The following is a 23,579-nucleotide window of genomic DNA, read 5'->3' as shown; positions in this document are numbered from 1 at the left end:
ACGGCACCGTTCGGGCGACACCGCGACCGGCCGGAACGGGCGAGGCTTTATATTCGATCCCGCGGCCACCCCGTCGCGTGAACTGACCGTCACCGTGGAGCGTCAGCGGTCGTGCGACACACCGCTCTGCGGCACGACCCGTGTCGCCTGTTCGCCCCGACGCCGATCGGTAGGCCGGTCAGTGAGTAGACTCGGTTCGTCGTTCGTCGACCCCCTCGTCCACGTCGCCGACCATCGACTCGACGCGACCCTTCAGCGCCGCGTTCATCGCCTCGAAGCCGCGACCGGTCGCATCCCCCACGAGCCGCCAGGCGAGCGGCGTGAGAACTCCTGACACCGACTCCGCGTGGGTCAGAGAGGTTCTGGTCCCGCCGTCGAGCGGGTCGAGCACGAACCGGTGTTCGCCGTCGAAGAGGCCGGTCGTCCAGAGATGACCGAGCCAGCGGAGTTCCCGGTTCGGCTCTGCCCGCGTCACCGTCGGGCGGAAGCGGGTCGCGCGGGACCCCGGCGGGAACAGTTCCACGTGGAGCCGCGCGTCCTCGTTCGCACGCCCGCCGACTCGCATGAACGGGTTCCACTCGTGGTAGCGGTCGAAGTCGGTGAGGACGGTCCAGACTCGTTCGGGTGGCGCGTCGATCTCGACGTGCGTCGTGAGTTCCATACCGGAACGAACGCCGTCTCAGGACGTGAACGTGCCGTCTGGTCGGCGAGTCGATGCGCGCGACCACGGCAATGCTCATTCATCCACGCGATGTAGACCGTCCATGGCGACGGTACTTCTCGCTCGACACGGAGAGACGACGTGGAACCGGAGCGGGCGCGTTCAGGGGTGGGCGCCAACGCCGCTCACGGACCGAGGACACGACCAGGCGGCGGCGCTCGGTGCCGCGCTCGCGTCGACGGCCGACGTCGGCCGACTCGTTTCGTCGGACCTCAGGCGGGCCGTAGAGACCGCGCGGCACGTCGCACGGGCGACCGGCGTCGACCTGGAGACGGACGAGGGGTGGCGCGAACGCGACTTCGGATGCATGCAGGGGCTCTCCGTGACCGACCTGTTCGGCGACCACCCCGAGTACGCGCTCGGGCAGTCGGGTGTCGCGGCGGCGACCGCCCGGCCTGACAGCGGCGAGACGGTGATCGAGTCACGCGACCGCGTCCTCGCCGCGTGGGAACGGCTCCACGCCGACCTGACGCCGGACGAGACGGTCGTCGTCGTCGCACACGGCGGGCCGATCCGGCTGCTCGTCGGCTCGATACGAGGGTACGACGTCGTCGACTCGATCCTCGAGATCGATCAGGACAACTGCGCGATCAACGAGATCGTCGCGTCCGAGCCACGCGTCGTGCGCCAGAACGACACCAGCCACCTCCCCGAGTCGCTCACGGTCGACTCGGAGACGGTCGCGTAGTCGAGTCGGTTCGACCGACGGCTAAAGAGTCACTCGTCGAGCGGATAGCCCCGTTCGAAGACGTCCTCGACGAGCGGTTCGTCGGGGTCGTCGGCCTCGTCGCCGCCGGGGCTCACGCTCCCCGTCCGGTAGCCGGCGAGGTCGAGCGTCACGTGATCGAACCCGATCTCCGAGAGGTGTTCGTGTGCCGCACGGGCGAACTCGGGGTCGAGCGCTCGCTCCAGCTCGTCGACCCCGACCTCGACCCGGGCGAGGCCGTCGTGGTCGCGGACGCGGAACTGGGAAAAGCCCCACTCGCGCAGGAGCGACTCCGCGCGCTCGACGCGGGTGAGTCGCTCCTCCGTGACCTCGATCCCCGTGGGAATCCGCGAGGAGAGACAGGCCATCGCGGGCTTGTCGGCCACCGAGAGCCCGTACGACTCGGCGAGGTCGCGCACCTCTGCTTTGGTGATGTCGTGGGTGAGAAGCGGGGAGAACACCTCCAGTTCCTCGACCGCCCGGAGTCCGGGCCGGTGTCCCTCACCGGGGTCGGAGGCGTTCGTCCCGTCGCAGACCGTCTCGATGCCGAGGTCGCGGGCGACGTCGTACATCCGCCCGAGCCGCATCGTCCGGCAGTGGTAACAGCGGTCGCCGTCGTTCTGCACGAAGTCGGGGTTGTCGAGTTCGGAGAACTCGACGACCTCGTGGCGGATGCCGATCTCGCTTGCGACTCGGCGCGCCTCGTCCAGTTCCGCGTCCGGGAGCGTCTCGCTCTTGGCGGTGCACGCGACGGCGTCGTCGCCGAGGGCGTCGTGCGCGAGCGCGGCGACGACACTGGAGTCGACACCGCCCGAGAAGGCGACCAGGACGCCCGACCGCTCCGCGAGCGCGTCCCGGACCCCGTCGGCCTTCGCTGTCGTCGTGGCCGTCGTCATGCCACCCCGTACCTGGTCGAGGGGCAAAAGCGGCGCGACTCGGCAGTCCGTCGCCTCCGTAGCGCGGCGGAGCGGACGGCACCGAACCGACCCGCAAGGTTTTGTCGGCCGGCGCGATAGCCACACCCGAATGGACCTGACGGCTATCTCGGGGATCGGCGAGAAGACGGCGGCGGCGCTGACGGAACTCGACGACCCCGAGGGGGCGCTCCGCGCCGGCGATGTCGCCACGCTCGCCGAGGCCCCCGGCATCTCCGAGGGTCGCGCCGCCAGCATCGCGCGGGCGGCCATCCGTCACGACCACGGCGACGACGGCGGCTTTCTGGCGACCGACCGCGCGACCGAGGTGTATCGGGGCGTCCTCGGTCTCCTCAAGGAGCGGACGGTCACGGCGTACGCCGGCAAGCGCGTCGAGACGTTCTTCCCCACTGCGTCGGCCTCCCGGATCGACGAGGTCCGAGCGTTCGTCGACCGCGCGGTCGAACAATCCGCAGACGAGACGGTCCGCGCCGCGCTCGGCGGAGTTCGACCCCTCCGGTCACCGCCGGCCGTCCGGGTCCGCGAGCGCTGTCTCGCGACCGTCGACGCGGAGCGGTACACCGAGGCGAAAGAGGCCTTCCCCGAACTCTCCGTCGAGGTCGTTGACGACGCGCGCGGCCTCGCCGAACTCGCCCGGTCGTACTCGACCGTCGTCGCTCTGGACGAGACGTTTGCAGGCGTCGACGTCACGGGCGACGTGCGCGTCCGCCCGGACGCGATCGAGCAGGCCGACGAGATCGTCCCCGAACGCGTGCTCGCCTTCTTCGCGGCCAACCGCGGTCCGATCCTCGCGGCGGCCGACGTCCACGAGGTCGCGGGCGTCGACCCGCCGTGTGACCTCGGCCGCCTCCGTGAGGCGCTTTCACGGCTAGACGACGACGGTACCCCCGTCGGCGACGCCGACCTCGACCGCCTCGTCCGCGCTGTCGACGACCTCGACGCCGCGGTGTCGACGGCCGAGTCCGTCGCCAACGACCGCCTCCGGGAGGCGATCCGCGAGCGCGACGTCACCATCGAGGGGACGGACTTCCTCTCGCTGGTCGAACAGGGTGCCCGCATCGACTCGCTCCTGTCGAGGGAGTTGGCCGACGAGTACGACGACGCCGTCGACGCCGCCCGCGACCACCTCGTCGACGCACTCGACCTCGACGCGGGAGAGACCGAACTCGGGCGGCGCGTCTTCGGCGGCGACCCGACCTTCCCGGTCGGCCGTCGGGACGAGGCGGTCTCCCGACTCAGGACCGAACTGACCGCCGCCCGTGACCAGCGGGCCGAACGGCTGAAGCGCGACCTCGCCGCGGAGCTGTCCGACCTCCGCGCGCCGGTCGAGACCCTGGTGAGAGACGCGCTCGAACTCGACGTCGAACTCGCGGTCGCTCGGTTCGCCGACGACTTCGACTGCGTCGTTCCCGAGTTCGGGGGCGAGGGGTTCGAGATCGAGGGCGGCCGTTCTCTCCTCCTGGACGTGCCCTTCGAGTCGGTCGACCCCGTCGACTACGCCGTCGAGGGCGTGACGCTCCTGTCGGGGGTGAACTCCGGTGGGAAGACATCGACGCTGGATCTGGTCGCACTCGTCGTCGTCCTCGCCCACATGGGGTTTCCCGTCCCCGCCGAGCGGGTCCGACTGGACCGCGTCTCCGAGCTCCACTACTACGCCAAGTCCCAAGGGACGCTCGACGCGGGCGCGTTCGAGTCGACGCTCCGCGACTTCGCGGGTGTCGTCGACGGCGCGTCCGATCGCCTCGTCCTGGTCGACGAACTCGAATCAATCACCGAGCCGGGTGCCTCCGCGAAGATCATCGCCGGCATCCTCGAAGCCCTCGACGCGCAGGACGCGACGGGGGTGTTCGTCTCGCACCTCGCCGGCGAGATCCGCGACGCCGCGGGCTTTGCGGTGGCGGTCGACGGGATCGAGGCGGTCGGCCTCGAAGACGGCGAACTGGTGGTGAACCGCTCGCCGGTGAAAGACCGTCTCGCCCGGTCGACGCCCGAGTTGATCGTCGAGAAACTCGCCGGCGAGGACGACACCGGCTTCTACGCGCGACTGCTGGAGAAGTTCTGACGGAGCGTTTCTGGGCTCGAATTCGGATGTCCGGCCTCAGTTGCCGGTCGCGCGGCCACGCGCGGCCACGCGGAGCGAGTAGGCGATGAGCACGAGCCCCGCGAGCTGGAGCAGGCGGACGAGGAGCCGGAAGACGTCCTGGAACGACAGCGGGGCGACGTGGAACGCGATCATCCCCTGGCCGACGATCGCCAGCAGATAGGTGACGCCGAACAGGAGGACCATCCCGACGGAGAGATATCGCATCGCCGGCTCGTCGTTGCGGCGGAGGCCGCGGTACGCCTGGTAGCCGATGTAGAGGCCGACGGCCGCCGATCCGGTCGCCGCCGCACCCGCGAGCAGACCCACGAACGACCCGTTCCCGAGCATCTCAGAACTTCCCCCAGAGGCGCGTCAGTTCGTCTGCGACGTCGGTCTCTCCCCGCTCGACCGTCCAGTCGAGGTCGCCGTTGCGGACCGAGAGCTCGAACCGTTCGAGCGCCGCCACGTACACCGTGTCGTGGTGGCCGTCGCTCCGCGGCCGCGTCTGCTCGGAGAGCAGGTCGGCGGCGACGAGGCGCTCCACCCGGCGGTAGATCGCGGAGTCGGACACGCCACACCGCTCCGCGAGCTCGGCCGCCGACAGCGGTTCGGCGCTCGTCTCGGTCAGTATCGACCGGACGTGCTCGTCGTCGAGTAGGCCGACGACGGTCGAGAGATCCGGCTGCTCCGCCACGGGTTCGTCACTCATGACACGGCGAAATAAATCGCCCGCCGACGGCTCCCACACCTCCCGGTCCGTCGGCCGCCGGCGCACGCCGTGAACCCCGCCGACCGCGACGGTCACCGTCCCGCCCCCAGCTCGACGCTGAACAGGGTCCGCCCCACGGTGTCGGGCGCGAACCTGAGCTCCAGCCGCGTCGCCGGACGGGAGTCGCCGTTCGCGTACGGGTCGTCGACCTCGGGGTCGACGTCCGCCGGCCGAATCACGGTGACCTCGGGGACGTCGCTGACGTCGACCGTCACCGCGTCGCCTGGGGTGACCCGGTCGAGGTCCGTCGAGAGTAGTCGCCGGACCGGGTCCGACCACCGGCCGTCGGCGCGGGCCACGTCGAACGAGAGGGCGAGGTCGGTGGCGGCGACCGACTCGCCTGCCTCGTGGCGGATGCGCACCGTCTCCGAACCACGACGGGAGCCCCACGTGACGTGGGGCGGATACGAGGGGTCGACCGCCGAGGGCTGGACCCCCTCGCCCGGCGGGATCCGGCCCTCGACGGTGACCAGGCGCCCGTCGATCCGGAAGTCGGTGTCCTCGACCTCCCGGGTGAGGACAGTGCCCGTCTTGCTCCGTCGTCGGAGTTCGTCCTCGGGCGGTGTCTCCCCCTCGGGGTAGCAGAACGTCCGCACGTGGTAGGCGGTGTCGCCGTCGAAGCGAAAGCCCTCGGCGCTCGTCCACGTCCGCACGTCGTTCGGAGGGATGTGCTCGACCATCCGGCTCTCGCCGATCGCGTCGGTCACTCGCTCGAACGCCTCGCGTTCCTCGTGGTACCGCGGGAGGTTCCCCTCGTGGGCGTCGACGAGCGCGGCGACGGTCGGGTGGTCGTGGACGCGGTTGCTCGCCCAGACGACCGCCCCGTCGACCAGCACCGCTCGCCGCGGGGCGTCGGCCCGGGCGAACACGTCGTACCCGGCGTAACTCCCGTCGCGTCGGTAGCCGGTCTCGTCGAGGGTTGCCCTGACGGCCGCCGGATCGAACCCGCCGTCGAGGACGGTTCCGAACGGCGTCCGCAGGAGGCGGTCGTAATCCGCGTAGCCGACGCCGAGGTAGTCGAGATCGGCGACGAGCCGTTTCCGCGGGGTGGTGAACCGCACCGGGGCCGGATAGTCGAGTTCGGTCGGCTGGCGGAGGAGGAACCGGTACTCGGGTGCGTCGAAGCCGTCGATCGAGCCCGGAGCGGGAAGCCAGCGCCGGTAGGTCGGATCGGCCGCGGGCGGGACGTTCACGCGGCCGAAGTGCTGTCTGGCACCGAGCGGCGGCAACGCGGAGGTACAACCGGCCGTGAGCGTGGCCAGGCCGGCCGTCAGCATCCCGGTCCCGGTGCGGAGGAAGGCCCGGCGTGTTCGGTCGCGTGTCGAGGGAGTGTCGTCGGGAACCATCGCTACGATCATCTACGATCCCGTCCGGTATCAGTGGGGGCGACGACTCACGCGCCGGCGCAACCCGACGAAAGCTTCTTGTACATCTACCCTCCCCCGGCGCGGCACCACGGACCCCGTCCGCCGGGCGACGACGACGACCACGACGGCGACTACGGCACCCTGTGGCAAACGATTAAGTACTCACCGAAGCGTGGTGAAAGTGATGAGGGACGACCCCGAGGAGGGGATGCTGTCGTGGGACGAGACGGTGTTCCGCGACGAGCACGTCTTCGAGATCGACTACGTCCCGGAGACGTTCGATCACCGCGAGACGCAACTGGAGAGCCTGAAGTACGCGCTCCGTCCCGCGGTCCGAGGGTCGCGCCCGCTGAACACGATCGTCCGTGGCCCCCCCGGAACGGGGAAGACGACCGCGGTCCAGAAGCTGTTCGGCGAACTCCGCGGGCAGTCCAGCGTGCGCGTCGTGCACGTGAACTGTCAGATGAACTCCACGAGATACGCCGTCTTCTCCAGAGTGTTCGAGGACATCTTCGAGTACGAGCCGCCCTCCTCCGGAATCTCGTTCAAGAAGCTCTTCTCGCAGATCACCGACCGCCTGGTCGAAGCGGACGAGGTGCTCGTGGTCGCGCTCGACGACGTGAACTACCTCTTCTACGAGAACGAGGCGTCGGACGTGCTCTACTCCCTGTTGCGGGCGCACGAGACCCACGCCGGCGCGCGGATCGGCGTGATCGTCATCTCGTCGGACCTCTCGCTGGACGTGATCGAGGAGCTCGACGGCCGCGTCCAGTCGGTGTTCCGCCCCGAGGAGGTGTTCTTCCCCCGGTACGACCAGTCGGAGATCGCCGACATCCTCGGCGAACGGGCGAAACGCGGGTTCCACGACGGCGTCCTCGACGCACCGGGGCTGGACCGCGTGGCCGAGCTGACGGCCGAAAGCGGCGATCTCAGGGTCGGAATCGACCTGCTCCGCCGCGCTGGCCTCCACGCCGAGATGCGCGCCTCCCGGACCATCGACGCCGGGGACGTCGAAGCCGCGTACGACAAGTCGAAGTACGTCCACCTCTCGCGGTCGCTCCGCGGGCTCTCGGAGTCCGAGCGGGCGCTCGTGCGCGTCATCGCCGACCACTCGGGCGAGCAGGCCGGCCCGGTGTACGACGCCTTTCACGAAGAGACCGACCTCGGCTACACGCGCTACTCCGAGATCGTCAACAAACTCGACCAGCTGGGGCTCATCGACGCCGAGTACGCCGACGTCGACGGCCGGGGGCGGTCGCGGTCGCTCACGCTGGAGTACGACGCCGACGCGGTCAGAGAGCGGCTGTGACGACAGCATTGCGGACGGTGGCGCGGCGGTCGCGGCTCCGTTCGCGGCCCCGCCGATGGACGAGGAACGCGGGGCGAGCAGCGCGGGCCGCTCCGCGTCCCGCTGGCCGGGCGGGCGGCTCGTACGTCGCCCGCAGACGAACCGAGACCCGAGTACCGCAGTCGGCTGGGGAGGCCCGTGGATTCACTGCCCTGGCGGCTGCGGCTGCTTCTATCGTGTCAGTCGCCGCTCTCGCGTCGTGCCGGGTAACATCTCCTCTCTGGTGCCCGTTCAGAACGCCTCGACGTGGGGCCTGAGGTCGAGTTCGAGCGTCCACGCGCTCTCGTCCTGTTCGACGAGGTGCCAGTACGAGTCGGCGATGGCGTCGGGGTCGAGATACTCCTCGGGGTTCGAGACGTCGCGACCCGGCGGGCGGATCCCGCCGTCGATGACGACGTGTGCGACGTGGACGCCGGCGGGGCCGAACTCCCGGGCCATCGACTCGGCTAGCCCGCGCACCGCGAACTTCGCGCTCGAGAAGGCGGCGGCCCCACCCCGCCCACGGACCGACGACGTCGCGCCGGTGAAGATGATCGTGCCTCCCGTCGCTGCCTCCTCGTCGTCCCCGACCATGTCGTCGAGCGCCGCCTGCGAGCACTGCAGGCCCGCGCGTGCGCCGACCTGCCAGGCGTGTTCGAACTCCGCGAGCGAGACGTCACGAACGCCCTTCCACGAGCCGCCGCTGGCGTGGTTGACGAGGACGTCGACGGGACCGAACTCGCGTCGGACCGTCGCGAAGGCGTCGTCGACAGCGTCGGGGTCGGTGAGATCCGTCGGCACCGCCAGCGCCGCCTCGCCGAGGTCGGCCGCGAGCCCCTCGACGTACGACGCGGTGCGGGCCAGGAGTGCGACGCGACAGCCCTCGGCGACGAAGCGGCGTGCGATCGACTCACCCAGGCCCGGACCGACGCCGGCGACGACGGCAGTGCGTGTCATGGTCGGTCCTCGGGCGCGAGTGGCAAAACCGTTCGCCAGCCCCCACTCGTGCGCTCACGGGAGCAGCCGGCGCGCGACCCGGGCGAGCGCGAGGTCGACGCCGGCGAGGGTCGCCCCCACGACCGCGCCGACGATCGGGGCGACGACCGCGCCGACGACGGCCAGAAGGCCGGCGAACGTCGGGTTCGTGGCGACCAGGACCGCGAGAACGAGACAGCCGAACAGAGGAAGGCCGGTCACCGTCCCCCACTTCGCAGCCGTCAGGAGCGTCGCGACCACGTCGTCGGCGTCGGACGCCGCGAGGTACCGCCGGTTCGACCACCACGTCGACCCCCAGAGGACGACGAAGAGCGCGACCCCGACGAGGGTGTCGAGATTCGCGAGGATGTCGCCGAGGACGACCGGGGCGACGGCGTGAACGAGCGTCAGCGGAACGACGAGGAGGAGTGTGGCGTGGAACGACGCGAGCGCCCACGCGAGCAGCGGGTCGTCACCGTATCCGTCGGGCGAATCCGGCCGGTCGGTCGTCCGTGTCCGCGTCGGCGCAGGCGCGGGCGCCTCAGCCATGGGCGAGTACCGCCGCCAGGGAGAGCAGTACGACGAGGCCGGCCGCGGTCGCGCCGTACGAGACACGGAGCAGCCGTCCGGCAGTCGGGTGGGGGCGGGTCCGAAGGCGAGCCAGGAGGGTCGCCCGGAGAGCGGAGCCGACGAGCACGACGGCGATCAGCCCGAGTTTCAGGTCGAGCACCGTCCGCCACCGACCGCCGGGGAGGGTCGGGGCGAACGCGCCGACGTTGCCGACGCCGGTCGCCACGAGCGTGCCGACGGCGGCCCAGAAGAGCCACTCGTAGCCGCGGGCGGCGAAGAGGGCGACGTCGAGATCGAGCCGGCCGGCGCGGAGGAGCGCCCACGTCAGGACGCTCCCGCCGACGGCGACCGTCGCGGCGAGGACGTGGAGCCAGCGGACGAGGAGCGTCGGAGAGGCGAGCAGGGGCGTCGACGAGACCGATGGGTGAGGAGCCGTTCCGAGCGCGAACGCGGCGGCAGGCGGTGGGGAGGGGAGCGGAGGGACCATGGACGGCGGTAGTCGGCCGAACGTCATGAGTGTCGGGGACGACCTCGCCGGCGGACGACGCTTTTTTTACGCGTTCGGCGCGGGCGATCGAGTATGAAGACGACCGGCGGAGACGAGGAGGCGAAGCGACGCGCGGGCGAGTCCGCCGCCGCGCTCGTCGAACCGGGGACCGTCGTCGGCCTCGGAACGGGCAGTACAGCGGCGCACGCGATCCGCCGCCTCGGCGAGGCGGTCGCAGAAGGGCTCGACGTCGTCGGCGTCCCGACGTCGTTCCAGTCGCGAGAACTCGCCCGTGAGGTCGGCGTCCCGCTCCGGGCGCTGGACGAGGTCGACGGGATCGACCTCGCGATCGACGGCGCGGATCAGGTGTCGGGGTTCGACCTCGTGAAAGGCGGCGGGGCGGCCCACGCCCGCGAGAAGGTGGTCGACGCGATGGCCGAGCGGTTCGTCGCCGTCGCCGATCCCTCGAAGCGGGTCGACGTCCTCTCACACCCGGTGCCGGTCGAGGTGTTGCCGGACACACACACCGTCGTCGCGCGCACGGTCCGCGACGCGGGCGGCGACCCCACGCTGCGCCGCGCCGAAGGGAAGGACGGGCCGGTGGTCACGGACAACGGCAACCTCGTCCTCGACTGCGACTTCGGGGAGATTCCGGATCCGGGTGCACTCTCGGGGACGCTCGCGACGGTGCCGGGCGTCGTCGAACACGGCCTGTTCGTCGGACTGGCCGACGAGGTACACGTTGGCACCGACACGGGCGTGACGGTGTACGACTGATCGGGGTGGCCGCGGCTCGACGGCGTAATAAATCGAGAACGGTGATCGTCCGGGGAGTTACAGGTCGCGAGGCTGGACCGTCTTGCGGTCGTTCTCTTCGGCCCGGCGAGCGGCGTCGTCGAGCAGTTCTTTCACTTCGGCGTCCAGCGCGTCGTAGAAGTCCGAGGCTACGTTCTTGTCGCTGAGCGCTTCCTTGACAGCGGCCTTGACAATGAGGTCTGCCATACGGATTACCGTACTAGCCCCTTATTAATAAGATTTCCCCAAACGACGGTCTCTGCCGGTGTGTCCGTCGAATATGGCTGTTCCAGGGGCCGTATTTATATATGATGCCGGAGAACGCCATCTTCAGTCCCGATTCGGCACCGATATCGAGGGCGAGTCGACAGCTCTCCGTCAGACGCGTGACAGGGATGTGTTACAACGAGGGCACCGACGCCCCCGGACGCGACCGGGCGCGACCGGGCGGTCACCCGCGAGCGACCGTCGAACGACAGCTATGTGCCGTCCGAGCGTCGAGAGCGGCGTATGCGAGACATCCTCGACGCGGTCGCGGCGGGCGACCTCTCGCCGGCGGCGGCCGAGGCGCGACTGCGCGGTTACGCGACCACGGAGGCGGGGCGGTTCGACGCCGCCCGCGAGACGCGACGCGGCGTGCCCGAGGCGATCCTCGCCGACGGGAAATCGGCCGATGAGACCGCGGATCTGGCCGCGACGAGCGTCGAGACGACGGGGCGGGCCGTCGTCACGCGCGCCGACAGCGAGACGGCGACGACCGTCGCGGCGGGGCTGCCGAGCGCGGTCGACGTCGACCACGACGCCCGCGCCCGGACGGTCGTCGCCCACGCTCCCGACTTCGAGCCGCCGACGCTCGACGCGACCGTCGCGGTCGCCACGGGGGGGACCTCCGACGCGCCGGTCGCCGGCGAGGCGAGCGTCATCGCCCGCGAGATGGGCGCGACCGTCGAGTGGATCGAGGACGTCGGCGTCGCCCACCTGGGACGGGTCGTCGACGTCCTCGACGTGCTCCGGGCCGCCGACGTGGTCGTCGTCGCCGCCGGCCGCGAGGGGGCGCTCCCGACCGTGGTGGCGGGACTCGTCGACACGCCCGTGATCGGGGTCCCCGTCTCGACGGGCTACGGCTTCGGCGGCGACGGCGAGGCGGCCCTCGCCGGCATGCTCCAGTCCTGTACCGTCCTCTCGACCGTGAACGTCGACGCCGGGTTCGTCGCGGGCGCACAGGCCGGCCTCGTCGCCCGCGCGGTCGACGACGGACGGTCGTGAGCGCCGGACCGGCGTTCGGTCGGTCGTCGTTTCTCGGCCGAGATCGATTCTGATCGAACGTCGTGTGAGAATCGCGTTCGGTGAACGTTTGTTAGCCTCCCGCGCGTGCGCGCGAAGGCCTAAGAGTGTAGAGTTCTAACGAGGAGCACCGGCACAGGTGGTTGCCGGGCGCGATCAATGCCAAGTTGCGACCACTGCGGGTCGCACGTCTCCGAGCGCTTCGCGCGCGTGTTCGCCGACGAAGTCGGGCGAGTCCTCGCCTGTCCAAACTGTTCGGCGAACGCGGGTATCGCGGAAGTCGCGCGGAACCGGACCCGCAATGCATGACCGCTGAGTCGCGGACGACCACCACGCGAAGCCAACCTGTCTGAAGCGGAGGGTTAACGCCCTCGCGCGCTGTCGTCCGACCGTGCACTACGCGTACCTCCTGGCCTGTGCGGACGGAACGTACTACGCCGGCTACACGACCGAGCCGCGACGCCGGGAAGCAGAACACGACGCGGGCGAGGGAGCGAAGTACACCCGCGGACGGACGCCCGTGGAACTGGTCCACGTCGAGCGGTTCGAGTCGCGGTCGGCCGCGATGTCCCGCGAGTACGAACTCAAGGAGCTCTCACACGGAGAGAAGGCCCGCCTCGCGGCCGAGACGGACGTCGAACGCGTGCTTGACCGGAGTGCGGACGCGGAGTAGCCACACGGGAGGCCGACCGAGCCAGCGACGCGGTGTGTGGAGTGCCGTCGGGACGATGGAACGACTCATGCGACGGCGGCACGAAGAGAGGGTAATGCTCGGGTTGCGATTCTACGCCTGTGACCGGTGTGGGACCGTCCACGCCGACCTCACGGTCCCGGAACAGTGTCACCGGTGTCACGACGGTCCGTTGCGTGAGATCACGCGGAAGCTGCAGGCCGACAGCTACTTCGCGCCGCCGACCGGAGACGACCCCTGATCGGGTGGGATACGACCAGCCGACCCGCTCGCGTGGCCCCGTCGACCACACGATCTATCGACTGGCATACTTTTTAGCGCAGTCCCACACATGGAGCGGTATGGACGCGATCTCCTTCGGTACGGACGGCTGGCGCGCCACGCTCGACACCTTCACCGACGACCGCGTACGGATCGTCGGGCAGGCCGTCGCTGACTACCTCTCCGAGGAGGGGTTCGACGACCCGGTCGTCGTCGGGTACGACGCCCGCGAGTCGTCGCCGGGCTTCGCCGAGTCGCTCGCGGAGGTCCTCTCGGGGAACGGCTTCGACGTCGTCCTCCCCGAACGGGACTGTCCGACACCCGTCGCGGCGTACAACATCGTCGACCGCGGCTGTTCGGGCGCGCTCATGCTGACCGCGTCGCACAACCCGCCGGAGTACAACGGCGTGAAGTTCATTCCGTCCGACGGCGCGCCCGCCCTCCCCGAGGTCACGGAGCGGATCGAGGCGAACCTCCGCGAACCGGAGTTCCTCCCCGAGGACGAGCGCGGCGCGGTCCGCCGTGAGGACCTGGTCGCCGTCCACGCCGAGCACGCCCGCTCGCTCGTCGACGCCGACCTCTCGGGCGTGACCGTCGTCTACGACGCCATCCACGGCTCCGGCCGCGGCGTCACCGACGCCCTCCTCGAATCGGCCGGCGCGGAGGTGATTCGACTCAGATGCGAGGACGACCCCACGTTCGGCGGCGCGCACCCCGAACCGAGCGCCGAGAACCTCGCCGACCTCGAAGCGGCGGTCGCAGAACACGACGCCGACCTCGGCGTGGCGAACGACGGCGACGCCGACCGGGTCGCGTTCGTCACGCCCGAGCGCGGCAAACTCGACGAGAACCTCTTTTTCGCCGCGCTGTACGACTACCTGCTCCAGTCGGACGCCGGGCCCGCCGTCAGGACCGTCTCGACGACGTTCCTCATCGACCGCATCGCCGAGGCCCACGGGGAAGAAGTGTTCGAGACGCCGGTCGGTTTCAAGTGGGTCGCCCAGGGGATGAAAGAACACGACGCGCTCGTGGGTGGGGAGGAGTCAGGGGGGTTCTCCATCCGCGGGCACATCCGCGAGAAGGACGGCGTCCTGATGGGGCTCTTGGGAGCGGCGATCGCCAGCGAGGAGCCGTTCGACGCCCGCGTCGACCGCCTTCTCGAGGCGCACGGCGACATCGTCGCGGACAAGATTTCGGTCGAGTGTCCGGACTCCGAGAAGGGGCGCGTCCTCTCGGATCTCGAAGAGGAACTGCCCGAGACCGTCGCCGGACGCGAGATCGCGAAGGTCGTCACGCTCGACGGCTTCAAGCTCCTCCTAGAGGACGGGTCGTGGCTCCTCGTCCGCCCGTCGGGTACAGAGCCCGTCCTGCGAGTGTACGCCGAGGCCAGCAGTAAAGAGGGGATCGAGGCGCTCCTGGACGCGGGCCGGGACCTGGTCGAACCGCTCGTCTGAGGCGGTACGGGATCACCGGACGCCGCCGTCCGCCCCGGGTCGTGCCGATGGCGGAGCGGGCACGGGACGGGGTCGCGGTCGACCCCGCGGTCGGGTGCCGCGGGCGTGGACTGCGATCCGGCTCGGTACTCCGAGCGAGACTGTCTCATTGATTTATTACTCACCTTGCCCTACAGATAGAGAGTCAGCTACATCATGGGCGTGACGTTAGATCGGATCCGTGTCCTCCACGTCGACGACGACCCCGAGCTCGCAGACCTGGCCGCGATCTACCTCGAACGCGAAAACGACTGTTTTGACGTCGAGACGACGACAGACCCGCTGGCGGACGTCGACCGGCTCGTCGATTGCGTCGACTGTCTCGTAAGCGACTACGACATGCCCGGGCGGAACGGGATCGAGTTGCTCGAAGCCGTCCGCGAGCGACATCCGGAGCTCCCGTTCGTCCTCTACACCGGGAAAGGGTCGGAGGAGATCGCGGGCGACGCCATCACCGCCGGCGTCACCGAGTACCTCCAGAAGGAACGCGGGACCGGACAGTACGCCGTGCTCGCGAACCGCATCAAGAACGCGGTCAAGCAGTACCGCTCCCAGCGTGAACTCGAAGAGAGCCAGAAACGGCTGTCGCTGTTCATCGAGCAGTCGCCGCTCGGCGTGTTGGAGTACGACGACGAGTTCGAGATCGTCGGACTGAACGACGCCGGCGAGGAGATCCTGGGGTACACCGAAGCGGAGTTGCGGGGAGAGACGTGGGAGGAGATCGTCTCCGACACCAGTTACGAGAACGTCGACGAGGTCACGTCCGCCCTGGCGGCGGCCGAGGGCGGCTACCACAGCATCGACGAGAACGTGCGGAAGGACGGGTCGCACATCGTCTGCGAGTGGCACAACCGGATCGTGACCGACGACGACGGGGAGGTCGTCGCCGTCTTCTCGCAGTTCCAGGACGTCACCGAGCGCGAGCGGCGAAAGGAGCGTCTCGAACGGACCACGGCCCGCCTCGAGGCGCTGTTCGAGAACTCGCCCGACATGATCAACGTTCACGACGCCGAGGGACGGATCATCGACCCGAACTCGCGGCTCGCGACGGCCACCGGCTACAGCCAGGCGGAGCTCGCGGAGATGAGCGTGTGGGAGCTGGACCGGTCGATGGACCCGGCGGAGGCAAAGCGGCTGTGGAACGAGATGGACGTCGGCGACAGACACCGGCTGGGGGGCGTCTACCACCGCCGTGACGGCTCGACGTTCCCGGTCGAGATCCACGTCAGGCGGCTCAACCTCGACGGCGAGGATCGGTTCGTCGTGATCAGCCGGGACGTCTCCGAGCGCGTGGTGCGGGAGACCGAACTCGAGCGGACGAACACGCTGTTGTCGACGCTGTTCGAGACGCTCCCCGTCGGCATCCTCGCCGAAGACGAGTCCCGGAGCGTCCTGGCGGTCAACGGCCGGCTGTTCGAGCTGTTCGATCTCCCCGGGACGCCCGAGGAGGTCGTCGGCGCGGACTGCGAACGGATGGCAGAGGAGGTCAGCGGGACGTTCGTCGACCCCGAGGGGTTCGTCCGACGGACCAACGAGGTGGTGGCGACCGACGAGACGGTGCACGACGAAGAGTGGGCGCTTCGGGACGGGGGAACCCTCGCGCGGAGCCACGAGTCGATCAGTCTGCCCGGCGGAGAGGGCCACCTCTGGATGTACGAAGAGGTAGACGAGTAACGCGGTCGCGGGGCGGGCTCACGGATATCGTCTCCGCCGGCCCCGGCTTCGGCCTCGGCTCCGCCGTCGGTAGCCGCACGCGGCAGGTCAGCGGAGCCGTTCGCCCCAGAGCCGTCCGTCGCGTGCTTCGATCTCGAAGCCGAGCGACTCGTAGAACGGCCGGACCTCGGCGCGGAACGCGGCGGTGAGTCGCCCGGTGTCGGCCAGCGCACGCTCGACGAGCACCCGTCCGACGCCCGACCCGCGCCGGTCCGGATGGACCGCGAGCGCCTCGACGTGGTCGCCGTCGCGGACGAGCGCCCCCACCACCCGCCCGTCGATCTCCGCGACGAGCACCGCCCCCGCCTCCGTCCGGGTGCGGACCTGCGTCGCCCCGACCTCGAGCATGGCCCCTTCGAGCACCCGGAGGACGGCGAGCAGGTCGCTCTCGCGGCCGGGGCGGACCGTCACCGTGTCGGGATCGGTCACGCTGGCCTCCGCCCCGCGGCGACGAACAGCGTCCCGTCGGTGTAGTTCGTCACGGTCACGTCCTCGAACCGGCGTTCGATCGCCGCCGGAACGTCCGCGTCGGGGACCCAGTCCGTCGTCGCCCTGAATAGCGGCACGAGGGCGAGATTCAGGAGACGAAGCGGCCAGTGCTGGAACGGCCGGGCGTCGAGCACGGCGAGTCGGCCGCCCGGGCGGAGCGCGTCGTGGGCCGCGTCGACCGCGGCCACGGGATCGGCCGTCGCGGTGAGCGACATCGCGGCGTACACCGCGTCGAACCCCTCGTCGACGGTCGGAAGCCGGGTCACGTCCCCGCGGACGACGTGGACGTTCTCCCACCCCGTCTCCCGGACGCGACCGGTCGCCCGCCGCGTCATGCCCGTGCTGGCGTCGACACCGACCACGAGGCCATCGGGGCCGACGCGCTCGCGGAGCGGACCGAGGCCGTTGCCCGTTCCCGACCCGAGTTCGAGGACCCGATCGTCGGGCGACAGCGAGAGCGCGTCGGCGGCCTGCCGGCGGAGTCGCGCCTCCCTGCCGAGGAAGACGGCGTCGTAGAACGCACGCAGCAGCCGGGGATGGCGACTCCACCAGTCGTAGACGCCACCGCCCCCGTCGCCGTTCGCGTCGTCGGTCACGCCTGCGCGTTCGACCGGGCGACGGATATACCCGTTGTGCGCGGCGGCGCGGCGTCGTCGCGGGTTACGGCTTTAAGACCGCACGGAACCGCGCCTCGTTGTTCATCATGCGCTCGTAGGCGACGGCGACGTCGTCGAGCGGGAACGTCTCGACCTCGGGGGTGACGTCGCGGAGGGCGCTGAACTCCAGGGTGTCCTGGGAGTCGCGGGCGTGGCCCGACGGCCACCCCGTGACGGCCCCGCGCGTCCCGATGAGGTGCTGGACGTCGACGCCGACTTCCTCGCCCGGGACGCCGACGACCACGGCTTCGCCGTCGACGCCGAGGCCGCCAACGACCGACTCGATGGCGGCCGCCGACGGCGCGGTACAGAGGACGACGCGCGCGCCGCCGAGCGACTGGAGCGCCTCGGCGGGGTCCTCATCGGAGGCGTCGACGAAGTGGTCCGCCCCGAGGTCGGCCGCGAGGTCGCGTTTGTCGGAACTGCGGGACAGGGCGACCGTCTCGAACCCCGCCTCGTGGGCGTACTGGACGCCGAGGTGGCCGAGGCCGCCGATACCCTGGACGGCGACGAGGTCGCCGGGGCGAGCCCCGCTGTTCCGCAGGGCGTTGAACGTCGTGACGCCCGCACAGAGCAGGGGCGCGGCGTCGACGGGCGCGAGCGACTCGGGCATCGCCGCCAGTGCCTCGGCGGGAACCGTGGCGTACTCCGCGTAGCCGCCGTCGAAGGAGATACCCGTCACCGCGGCCTCCTCACACTGGAGGAAGTCCCCGCGACGACAGGGGTCGCAGGTGAAACAGTGCCCGCCGTGCCACCCCGCGCCGACGCGGTCACCCTCGGCCCACGCGGTGACGTCCGCGCCGACGGCGTCGACGGTGCCGGCGATCTCGTGACCCGGGACCCGTGGGTACTCGACGCCGGGGTAGCCGCCCGTCTTGACGAACGCGTCGCTGTGACAGATGCCGCAGGCGTCGACCGCGACGCGGACCTCGTTGGGGCCCGGGTCGGGGATCTCCCGCTCGACGACCTCGAACTCGCCACCCGGTTCGGGTACGACGGCCGCCCGCATGGTGTCGGACATACGTATCGTCTCTCGGACGCCGGAGACAAAACGGGTTCGTTCGACGAGAAACGGTGTCGTCCCGAGCGCGACCGAGCCATCCGTTCGCATGCGCCGATACCTACATCCCGGTCGACTCGAACATCGGGACGAACACGATGCGTCGTCGCTCGGTCCTCCGTGCGCTGGTCGGCACCACCGGCACGAGTGCGCTCGCCGGGTGTAACGCGCTGTCCGGCGGGGACGCCGACTCGACGGCGTCCCCGTCGGGAAGGGGCGGGTCCGCCAGGGGGACAGGGTCGAGCGGGACAGACAGAGCGGAAGCGAGCGGGTCGCCACGGACGTCGTCCCCGGGGCCGTACCGGGCCTCGGACGGACCTCCCCTCGACCGACCGCGCGGCCTGCACGTCCGCAACCTCGGTTCCACGGATCAGTTCTTGACCGCCGTCGTGACCGCCGGAGCGGGCGGCGACGGAACGGAGATACTCGTCGACAGCGTCGCCGTGCCGTCGGGCGAGACGGTGTCGTTCCGCGGCCTGATCGCCACCGAGGGGCGGTACGGCGTGCTCGTCGAGCCGGCCGACGGCGCGCGACGGCGCTACGACTGGGAGCTCGGGCGGGCGTTCGGCGACCTCTGGGTCGATCTGACGCCCGACGTCTCGTTCAGCCGCCCGGTGCTCTGTGGTCCCGACTGTCCGTTCGCGACGGCCGGCGGCGAGCGGACCGTCGCGTACGAGATTCCCCCGGATCTCGCGGTAAGCGACGCGCTGGGTGCGACCCCCGCCCTCGCGGTCGACAACGACACCGGGGGGCGGAGTCGGGCGAGGCTCCACGTCTGGAACCAGGGACGACTCCGGTTCGCGTCGGGGTACCACCTGCCGGCCGACGTCCGGCTGGTCGTCCCCGTGTTCCCCGCCAGCCGCCGGTACAACGTCGTGCTCCGGACGGCAGAGGGCGAGGCCATCTACGACTGGCAGCCGAGCGTCCGGAACACGCTGTACGCCTCGCTGACCGACGGGCCGTCGTTCCGGTGTGGCTACGCCGACCACGACGTCCACGTGCGCAACGAGACCGACGCGCCGCGGACGGTCACCGTCCGGGTGTCGACCGGCGCGGAGACGCTGTTCGAGGGGACGTTCGACGTCGACGCGAACGCGGTCGAGACGGTCCCGGCGGCCGTCGACCCCGCCGGCCCGTTCCGGTTCGTGGTCGAGACGGACGGGACGACGGAGCGGTACAACTGGGTCTGGTGTGCGCCGAACGGTCCCATCACGGTCGCCGTGAGCGACGACGGCGTCTCCGTCTCCGTCCAGCCGACACGCGGGTCGGCGTAGCGGGAGGGGCCGCTCAGGCGAGTTGGGCGGTAACGTCGGTCGACGAGACCATCCCGACGTAGTCGTCGCCCTCGACGACCGGGAGGTGTTTGATGCCGAGGCTGGTCATCATCGCGGCGACTTCCTCGATGAGCAGGTCCGGCGGGACGGACTCGACCGAGGCGGTCATCACCTCGTCGACGCGCGTGTCGGCGGGCGCTCGGCCGTCTGCGACGGCGTCTAAGACGTCGGTGCTGGTGACGATCGACGGCGGACTCGTCGTGACGACGAGCGCGCTGATGTCGTGGTCGCGCATCGTCCGGGCGGCGTCGGCGACCGTCGCCGACGGCGAGATGGTCTCCAGCGGGGTCGACATGACATCGGCGACGGGCGTGCGGCTGTCGCGGTTCATACCGGCCCGACGTGGCCCGCCGGTATTGTCCTTTTCGTCTGTTTCTTTTCTCATCTCCCGGGCAGTCGTGTCGGGTACGCGGCGACCTGATCGGCGTCAGCGTGGTCCGCGTCGGGGAAGCCGGAGGCGCCAAGACCACACGGACGGGCTGGGCGAGTCACGGAACGGAAGCGGTCACTGAGGGATCGTGAGGAGACGACGGTCACTGAGGGAACCACGGAGCGGGGGCGGTCGCCGGGGCGGTGTGACCACACCGCCGGAGCGACGCAGTCGCTCCGAGCCGTCCGTTCTCGGTGTGCGCGGCTCCGCTCACCCGCCCTTGACCAGCCGGAGCACCCGAACGTCCTCGCGGTCGGGGTCGACGGGTTGGTCCTCGGGGACGGGGCGTCCGTCGACGAGGACCGTCACCTCGTGGACGCTGTAGCCGACCGCGCGGACGAGGTCGGCGTACGTCGCCTCCGAGGCGAGTTCGACCCGTCGGGAGTCCTCGCCGACGACGTCGACGGTGACGTACATACCCGTCCGTGGGTGTGCGGCCGCAAAGCGGCTTCGACCGCCGGCCGTCTCGGGGAGTTTATGAGGCGACGCGCCCCTCGCTCACTCATGAGCGAGAGCGCCCAGGGGTCCGGGTCGTCGACGGGCCGCGAGATCTGGATCGAGAAGTACCGACCCCAGACACTCGGCGACATCTACGGGCAGGAGGACACGATCCGACGCCTGCAGTCCTACGTCGACCGCGACGACCTCCCGCATCTCCTCTTCGCGGGGCCGGCCGGGGTGGGCAAGACGACCTCGGCGACCGCCATCGCCCGCGAACTGTACGGCGACGACTGGCGCGGCAACTTCCTCGAACTCAACGCCTCGGACGAGCGCGGGATCGACGTCGTCCGCGACCGGATCAAGAACTTCGCGCGCTCGCAGATGACCCGGAAGTACGACTACCGGCTCATCTTCCTCGACGAGGCCGACTCGCTCACCAGCGATGCCCAGTCCGCGCTCCGCCGCACGATGGAGCAGTTCTCCGACAACACTCGGTTCGTCCTCTCGTGTAACTACTCCTCGAAGATCATCGACCCGATCCAGTCTCGGTGTGCCGTCTTCCGGTTCGCCCCCCTTTCGGATCACGCTGTCCGCCAGCAGATCGAAGACATCGCCGCGGCGGAGGGGATCGAGACGACCGACGACGGGGTCGACGCGCTCGTCTACTACGCTGACGGCGACATGCGCCGCGCGATCAACTCGCTGCAGGCCGCGGCCACGACGGGCGAGGTGGTCGACGAGGAGAACGTCTACACCGTCACCTCGACGGCGCGCCCCGAGGAGATCCGCGAGATGGTCGAGGCCGCGGTCGACGGCGACTTCCCCGCCGCGCGGGCGAGGCTCGCCACGCTCCTCGACGACGTCGGCATGGCCGGCGGCGACGTGATCGACCAGCTCCACCGGTCGGTGTGGGAGTTCGACCTCGGGGAGAGAGAGGCCGCCCGGCTGATGGACCGGATCGGCGAGGCCGACTACCGCATCGCCGAAGGGGCGAACGAACAGGTCCAGCTAGAGGCGCTGCTCGCGTCGCTCGCGCTCAACGACTGATCGAGCCGCGCGACGGCGAAGCGGGGTGACCCGTCGTGAACGGTCGCCCGGCGAGCGCCACGGGTCCGTGTCGATCCGTCACCGTCCACGTCACATCCAAACGGCCTCGCGGTCAGTCGTCGACGACCGTCGAGCTCCCGCTCTCTTGAATCTCCGACACGGCGTCGTCGTCCGCGGCGACGACGACCACCTCTTGCGCCTCGATGCGTTCGATCCACTCGGCGAACTCGTCGGACTCTAGGATCTCGTGCTCGGTGTTCAGCCCAAGGTAGACCGTGTAACACATCAACAGCAGGACGATCGCGAAGGGGAGCCCCGTGGTGATCGACGCGGTCTGGAGCGCGCTCAGTCCACCACCGAGCAACAGTACGGCCGCGACGGCACCCTCGGTCACGGCCCAGAAGACCCGCTGGACGACCGGGACGTCGTGTTTCCCGCCGGAGGTCAGGTGGTCGACCACGAGCGACCCGGAGTCCGAGGACGTGACGAAGAACGTGATCACCAGCGTGACGCCGAGCACCGACAGCAACACCGTCAGCGGGAAAAAGGAGAACAGTTCGAACATCGCCGTCGCCACGTCCGCGTCGACCGCTGCGACCAGCGTCCCGGCCGTCTCCAGTTCGACGAAGAGCGCCGATCCCCCGAAGGTGGACATCCAGAAGAACGAGAAGAGTGAGGGCAGGAGGAGGACGCCGAGCACGAACTCGCGGACGGTCCGACCCTTCGAGATGCGGGCGATGAACATGCCGACGAACGGCGACCACGAGATCCACCACCCCCAGTAGAAGATCGTCCAGCCGCTCTGCCACCCGGCGTCGCCGGGGGTCTCCGTCCAGAACGCCAGTTCGGGGAGCACGCCGATGTAGGTGCCGAGACTCGACACGAAGGTCCCGAGGAGATACAGCGTGGGGCCGACGGCCAGCATCAGGCCCAGCACGCCGAGCATGAGATAGAGGTTGAGTTCGCTGAGACGGCGGACGCCGCCGTCGAGTCCGGCGGCGACCGACAGCGTCGCGATGGCCGTGATGAGTCCGATCAGTGCGACCTGCACCCAGACGGCCTGCGGGATCGTGACCGGAAGGAACTGACTCGACAGGACGGTGAAGCCGGCGTTGACCTGCTGGACGCCGATGCCCAGCGAGGTCGAGAGGCCGAACAGCGTGGCCATGACCGAGAGGACGTCGATGACGTGGCCCGGCCACCCGTAGATCCGTTCGCCGAGCAGCGGCCAGAAGATCGACCGGAAGGTCAGCGGCAGCCCGCGGTTGAACGAGAAGAAAGCCAACCCGAGGCCGACGAGTGCGTAGATCGCCCAGGGGTGGATCCCCCAGTGGAAGAAGGTGGTCGCCATCGCGGCACTGCTGGCCGCGGCCGTGCCGCTCTCGACGCCGCCGAAAAACGGCGGCACGGAGCCGAAGTGTAAGACCGGCTCCGCCACGCTGAAGAACATGAGCCCGATCCCCATGCCGGCGCTGAACAGCATGGCCATCCACGAGAAGTCGCTGAACTCCTCCTCGGCGTGGACGCCGCCGATGCGGATGTTCCCGTACTTGCTGAACGCGAAGTAGAGGATGACGACGATGAAGACGTTCACCGAGAGGACGTAGAACCAGCCCGCGGTCGTGGAGATGGTCGTCTGTATCGCCCCGAAGGCGGCCTCGGCCTGCGGCCTGAAAAACAGAGTGAGGGCGATGAAGACGGCGATCATCAAGCAGGCGATCGGGAACACCCGCGGGTGGACGTCGAACCCCCACTTGCGGATGTTAGTGTCGCCGGGTTTACGTTCGGTGTCCGGGTGGAACAGTTCGACCTGAAGTCCCTCCGAGGTCTCGCCGACGACGTCGTCGTCAGCGTCAACGGCCACTGGCCTCACCCCCGACGAGGCGACCGCGCCGACGCCCCCGATCCGCCGTCGACGGTCGAGGCGTCGCTCCGCCGCTCGTCC

The 23,579-nt window shown here is 69.9% G+C and carries 27 protein-coding genes; 12 read left to right on the top strand and 15 right to left on the bottom strand.

Annotated features, from left to right (window positions below; all coding sequences use genetic code 11):
- Nucleotides 1-178: 178 nt before the first annotated feature.
- The gene (locus NKJ07_RS16125; RefSeq protein WP_318567813.1) at nt 179-661 is read right to left on the bottom strand and encodes an SRPBCC domain-containing protein; all 483 of its coding nucleotides are present in this window, start codon (nt 659-661) and stop codon (nt 179-181) included.
- A 103-nt stretch (nt 662-764) separates the two neighbouring features.
- Here NKJ07_RS16125 and NKJ07_RS16120 point away from each other — a divergent pair, with 103 nt between their 5' ends.
- Nucleotides 765-1,409 carry a histidine phosphatase family protein gene (locus NKJ07_RS16120; protein ID WP_318567812.1) on the top strand — a complete coding sequence of 215 codons (645 nt, stop codon included), beginning with the start codon at nt 765-767 and terminating at the stop codon, nt 1,407-1,409.
- Nucleotides 1,410-1,438: 29 nt separating this feature from the next.
- Here NKJ07_RS16120 and larE read toward each other — a convergent pair whose 3' ends face one another.
- Entirely contained in the window at nt 1,439-2,323 is an 885-nt protein-coding gene (gene larE, locus NKJ07_RS16115; RefSeq protein WP_318567811.1) for an ATP-dependent sacrificial sulfur transferase LarE, read from the bottom strand.
- A 130-nt stretch (nt 2,324-2,453) separates the two neighbouring features.
- On the opposite strand from larE, the gene NKJ07_RS16110 reads away from it, so the two are divergent.
- Nucleotides 2,454-4,424 carry a MutS-related protein gene (locus tag NKJ07_RS16110; RefSeq protein WP_318567810.1) on the top strand — a complete coding sequence of 657 codons (1,971 nt, stop codon included), beginning with the start codon at nt 2,454-2,456 and terminating at the stop codon, nt 4,422-4,424.
- Nucleotides 4,425-4,460: 36 nt separating this feature from the next.
- Here the strand turns inward: NKJ07_RS16110 and NKJ07_RS16105 are convergent, their stop codons facing one another.
- From NKJ07_RS16105 to NKJ07_RS16095, 3 genes are all read right to left on the bottom strand, one after another.
- Nucleotides 4,461-4,793, bottom strand: coding sequence for a DUF7521 family protein (locus NKJ07_RS16105; protein WP_318567809.1), 333 nt, complete (start codon nt 4,791-4,793; stop codon nt 4,461-4,463).
- 1 nt (nt 4,794) lies between these two features.
- Complete coding sequence (locus tag NKJ07_RS16100; protein WP_318567808.1) at nt 4,795-5,154, bottom strand: ArsR/SmtB family transcription factor; 360 nt, start codon at nt 5,152-5,154, stop codon at nt 4,795-4,797.
- A gap of 92 nt (nt 5,155-5,246) precedes the next feature.
- Nucleotides 5,247-6,572 carry a hypothetical protein gene (locus NKJ07_RS16095; RefSeq protein WP_318567807.1) on the bottom strand — a complete coding sequence of 442 codons (1,326 nt, stop codon included), beginning with the start codon at nt 6,570-6,572 and terminating at the stop codon, nt 5,247-5,249.
- Nucleotides 6,573-6,765: 193 nt separating this feature from the next.
- On the opposite strand from NKJ07_RS16095, the gene NKJ07_RS16090 reads away from it, so the two are divergent.
- Nucleotides 6,766-7,890 (top strand): ORC1-type DNA replication protein, encoded by a 1,125-nt coding sequence (locus tag NKJ07_RS16090; protein WP_318567806.1) that lies wholly within the window; start codon nt 6,766-6,768, stop codon nt 7,888-7,890.
- 270 nt (nt 7,891-8,160) lie between these two features.
- On the opposite strand, the gene NKJ07_RS16085 is transcribed toward NKJ07_RS16090, so the two are convergent.
- The 3 genes from NKJ07_RS16085 to NKJ07_RS16075 are packed head-to-tail and all read right to left on the bottom strand — an operon-like array spanning nt 8,161 to nt 9,940.
- A complete protein-coding gene (locus NKJ07_RS16085; protein ID WP_318567805.1) occupies nt 8,161-8,865 on the bottom strand; it encodes an SDR family NAD(P)-dependent oxidoreductase in 705 nt (234 codons plus the stop codon).
- A 54-nt stretch (nt 8,866-8,919) separates the two neighbouring features.
- Nucleotides 8,920-9,432 (bottom strand): DUF7965 family protein, encoded by a 513-nt coding sequence (locus tag NKJ07_RS16080; protein ID WP_318567804.1) that lies wholly within the window; start codon nt 9,430-9,432, stop codon nt 8,920-8,922.
- Nucleotides 9,425-9,940, bottom strand: a complete 516-nt coding sequence (locus tag NKJ07_RS16075) for a hypothetical protein (protein ID WP_318567803.1) — start codon at nt 9,938-9,940, stop codon at nt 9,425-9,427. The genes NKJ07_RS16080 and NKJ07_RS16075 overlap by 8 nt, the downstream gene beginning before the upstream one ends.
- 93 nt (nt 9,941-10,033) lie before the next feature.
- Between NKJ07_RS16075 and rpiA the strand changes: the two genes are divergently transcribed.
- Nucleotides 10,034-10,717 carry a ribose-5-phosphate isomerase RpiA gene (rpiA, locus tag NKJ07_RS16070; RefSeq protein WP_318567802.1) on the top strand — a complete coding sequence of 228 codons (684 nt, stop codon included), beginning with the start codon at nt 10,034-10,036 and terminating at the stop codon, nt 10,715-10,717.
- A gap of 57 nt (nt 10,718-10,774) precedes the next feature.
- On the opposite strand, the gene NKJ07_RS16065 is transcribed toward rpiA, so the two are convergent.
- Nucleotides 10,775-10,942: a DUF1931 domain-containing protein gene (locus NKJ07_RS16065; RefSeq protein WP_318567801.1), complete on the bottom strand. Its 168-nt coding sequence runs from the start codon at nt 10,940-10,942 to the stop codon at nt 10,775-10,777.
- A gap of 303 nt (nt 10,943-11,245) precedes the next feature.
- Here NKJ07_RS16065 and larB point away from each other — a divergent pair, with 303 nt between their 5' ends.
- From larB to NKJ07_RS16040, 6 genes are all read left to right on the top strand, one after another.
- Nucleotides 11,246-12,001 carry a nickel pincer cofactor biosynthesis protein LarB gene (larB, locus tag NKJ07_RS16060; RefSeq protein ID WP_318567800.1) on the top strand — a complete coding sequence of 252 codons (756 nt, stop codon included), beginning with the start codon at nt 11,246-11,248 and terminating at the stop codon, nt 11,999-12,001.
- Nucleotides 12,002-12,178: 177 nt separating this feature from the next.
- Nucleotides 12,179-12,328, top strand: coding sequence for a DUF7563 family protein (locus NKJ07_RS24455; RefSeq protein WP_425504674.1), 150 nt, complete (start codon nt 12,179-12,181; stop codon nt 12,326-12,328).
- Between the two features lie 82 nt (nt 12,329-12,410).
- Complete coding sequence (locus NKJ07_RS16055) at nt 12,411-12,692, top strand: GIY-YIG nuclease family protein (RefSeq protein ID WP_318567799.1); 282 nt, start codon at nt 12,411-12,413, stop codon at nt 12,690-12,692.
- Between the two features lie 94 nt (nt 12,693-12,786).
- Nucleotides 12,787-12,951 carry a hypothetical protein gene (locus tag NKJ07_RS16050; RefSeq protein ID WP_318567798.1) on the top strand — a complete coding sequence of 55 codons (165 nt, stop codon included), beginning with the start codon at nt 12,787-12,789 and terminating at the stop codon, nt 12,949-12,951.
- 100 nt (nt 12,952-13,051) lie between these two features.
- The gene (locus tag NKJ07_RS16045; RefSeq protein WP_318567797.1) at nt 13,052-14,425 is read left to right on the top strand and encodes a phosphoglucomutase/phosphomannomutase family protein; all 1,374 of its coding nucleotides are present in this window, start codon (nt 13,052-13,054) and stop codon (nt 14,423-14,425) included.
- Nucleotides 14,426-14,620: 195 nt separating this feature from the next.
- Nucleotides 14,621-16,138 carry a PAS domain-containing response regulator gene (locus NKJ07_RS16040; protein ID WP_318567796.1) on the top strand — a complete coding sequence of 506 codons (1,518 nt, stop codon included), beginning with the start codon at nt 14,621-14,623 and terminating at the stop codon, nt 16,136-16,138.
- Nucleotides 16,139-16,225: 87 nt separating this feature from the next.
- On the opposite strand, the gene NKJ07_RS16035 is transcribed toward NKJ07_RS16040, so the two are convergent.
- The 3 genes from NKJ07_RS16035 to NKJ07_RS16025 form a co-directional block, all read right to left on the bottom strand.
- Nucleotides 16,226-16,606, bottom strand: coding sequence for a GNAT family N-acetyltransferase (locus NKJ07_RS16035; protein WP_318567795.1), 381 nt, complete (start codon nt 16,604-16,606; stop codon nt 16,226-16,228).
- Nucleotides 16,603-17,262 carry a class I SAM-dependent methyltransferase gene (locus tag NKJ07_RS16030; protein WP_318567794.1) on the bottom strand — a complete coding sequence of 220 codons (660 nt, stop codon included), beginning with the start codon at nt 17,260-17,262 and terminating at the stop codon, nt 16,603-16,605. The genes NKJ07_RS16035 and NKJ07_RS16030 overlap by 4 nt, the downstream gene beginning before the upstream one ends.
- A gap of 64 nt (nt 17,263-17,326) precedes the next feature.
- A complete protein-coding gene (locus NKJ07_RS16025; protein WP_425504673.1) occupies nt 17,327-18,343 on the bottom strand; it encodes an alcohol dehydrogenase in 1,017 nt (338 codons plus the stop codon).
- A gap of 137 nt (nt 18,344-18,480) precedes the next feature.
- Between NKJ07_RS16025 and NKJ07_RS16020 the strand changes: the two genes are divergently transcribed.
- Nucleotides 18,481-19,656, top strand: a complete 1,176-nt coding sequence (locus tag NKJ07_RS16020) for an Ig-like domain-containing protein (protein ID WP_318567793.1) — start codon at nt 18,481-18,483, stop codon at nt 19,654-19,656.
- A gap of 13 nt (nt 19,657-19,669) precedes the next feature.
- Here the strand turns inward: NKJ07_RS16020 and NKJ07_RS16015 are convergent, their stop codons facing one another.
- On the bottom strand, nt 19,670-20,047 hold the full coding sequence (locus NKJ07_RS16015; RefSeq protein WP_318567792.1) for a CBS domain-containing protein: 378 nt from the start codon (nt 20,045-20,047) through the stop codon (nt 19,670-19,672).
- Nucleotides 20,048-20,356: 309 nt separating this feature from the next.
- The gene (gene samp2, locus NKJ07_RS16010) at nt 20,357-20,563 is read right to left on the bottom strand and encodes a ubiquitin-like small modifier protein SAMP2 (RefSeq protein WP_318567791.1); all 207 of its coding nucleotides are present in this window, start codon (nt 20,561-20,563) and stop codon (nt 20,357-20,359) included.
- Between the two features lie 87 nt (nt 20,564-20,650).
- On the opposite strand from samp2, the gene NKJ07_RS16005 reads away from it, so the two are divergent.
- Nucleotides 20,651-21,634: a replication factor C small subunit gene (locus tag NKJ07_RS16005; protein ID WP_318567790.1), complete on the top strand. Its 984-nt coding sequence runs from the start codon at nt 20,651-20,653 to the stop codon at nt 21,632-21,634.
- A gap of 112 nt (nt 21,635-21,746) precedes the next feature.
- Here NKJ07_RS16005 and NKJ07_RS16000 read toward each other — a convergent pair whose 3' ends face one another.
- The gene (locus NKJ07_RS16000) at nt 21,747-23,498 is read right to left on the bottom strand and encodes a BCCT family transporter (protein ID WP_318567789.1); all 1,752 of its coding nucleotides are present in this window, start codon (nt 23,496-23,498) and stop codon (nt 21,747-21,749) included.
- Nucleotides 23,499-23,579: the final 81 nt, after the last annotated feature.

It is taken from the genome of Salinigranum marinum, assembly GCF_024228675.1.
Lineage (GTDB): Archaea > Halobacteriota > Halobacteria > Halobacteriales > Haloferacaceae > Salinigranum > Salinigranum marinum.
Note: the sequence above shows the minus strand (reverse complement) of the source record. Positions and strands in the feature narration are given on the sequence as shown.

Bases quoted from the DNA above. Each gene is read 5' to 3' on its own strand.
- NKJ07_RS16045 (WP_318567797.1), top strand. From the start codon at position 13,052: ATGGACGCGATCTCCTTCGGTACGGACGGCTGGCGCGCCACGCTCGAC.
- NKJ07_RS16015 (WP_318567792.1), bottom strand. From the start codon at position 20,047: ATGAACCGCGACAGCCGCACGCCCGTCGCCGATGTCATGTCGACCCCG.
- NKJ07_RS16095 (WP_318567807.1), bottom strand. From the start codon at position 6,572: ATGATCGTAGCGATGGTTCCCGACGACACTCCCTCGACACGCGACCGA.
- NKJ07_RS16050 (WP_318567798.1), top strand. From the start codon at position 12,787: ATGCTCGGGTTGCGATTCTACGCCTGTGACCGGTGTGGGACCGTCCAC.
- NKJ07_RS16125 (WP_318567813.1), bottom strand. From the start codon at position 661: ATGGAACTCACGACGCACGTCGAGATCGACGCGCCACCCGAACGAGTC.
- NKJ07_RS16040 (WP_318567796.1), top strand. From the start codon at position 14,621: ATGGGCGTGACGTTAGATCGGATCCGTGTCCTCCACGTCGACGACGAC.
- NKJ07_RS24455 (WP_425504674.1), top strand. From the start codon at position 12,179: ATGCCAAGTTGCGACCACTGCGGGTCGCACGTCTCCGAGCGCTTCGCG.
- NKJ07_RS16080 (WP_318567804.1), bottom strand. From the start codon at position 9,432: ATGGCTGAGGCGCCCGCGCCTGCGCCGACGCGGACACGGACGACCGAC.
- larB (WP_318567800.1), top strand. From the start codon at position 11,246: ATGCGAGACATCCTCGACGCGGTCGCGGCGGGCGACCTCTCGCCGGCG.
- NKJ07_RS16100 (WP_318567808.1), bottom strand. From the start codon at position 5,154: ATGAGTGACGAACCCGTGGCGGAGCAGCCGGATCTCTCGACCGTCGTC.
- NKJ07_RS16105 (WP_318567809.1), bottom strand. From the start codon at position 4,793: ATGCTCGGGAACGGGTCGTTCGTGGGTCTGCTCGCGGGTGCGGCGGCG.
- NKJ07_RS16065 (WP_318567801.1), bottom strand. From the start codon at position 10,942: ATGGCAGACCTCATTGTCAAGGCCGCTGTCAAGGAAGCGCTCAGCGAC.
- NKJ07_RS16120 (WP_318567812.1), top strand. From the start codon at position 765: ATGGCGACGGTACTTCTCGCTCGACACGGAGAGACGACGTGGAACCGG.
- samp2 (WP_318567791.1), bottom strand. From the start codon at position 20,563: ATGTACGTCACCGTCGACGTCGTCGGCGAGGACTCCCGACGGGTCGAA.
- NKJ07_RS16085 (WP_318567805.1), bottom strand. From the start codon at position 8,865: ATGACACGCACTGCCGTCGTCGCCGGCGTCGGTCCGGGCCTGGGTGAG.
- larE (WP_318567811.1), bottom strand. From the start codon at position 2,323: ATGACGACGGCCACGACGACAGCGAAGGCCGACGGGGTCCGGGACGCG.
- NKJ07_RS16110 (WP_318567810.1), top strand. From the start codon at position 2,454: ATGGACCTGACGGCTATCTCGGGGATCGGCGAGAAGACGGCGGCGGCG.
- NKJ07_RS16075 (WP_318567803.1), bottom strand. From the start codon at position 9,940: ATGGTCCCTCCGCTCCCCTCCCCACCGCCTGCCGCCGCGTTCGCGCTC.
- rpiA (WP_318567802.1), top strand. From the start codon at position 10,034: ATGAAGACGACCGGCGGAGACGAGGAGGCGAAGCGACGCGCGGGCGAG.
- NKJ07_RS16020 (WP_318567793.1), top strand. From the start codon at position 18,481: ATGCGTCGTCGCTCGGTCCTCCGTGCGCTGGTCGGCACCACCGGCACG.
- NKJ07_RS16090 (WP_318567806.1), top strand. From the start codon at position 6,766: ATGAGGGACGACCCCGAGGAGGGGATGCTGTCGTGGGACGAGACGGTG.
- NKJ07_RS16025 (WP_425504673.1), bottom strand. From the start codon at position 18,343: ATGTCCGACACCATGCGGGCGGCCGTCGTACCCGAACCGGGTGGCGAG.
- NKJ07_RS16005 (WP_318567790.1), top strand. From the start codon at position 20,651: ATGAGCGAGAGCGCCCAGGGGTCCGGGTCGTCGACGGGCCGCGAGATC.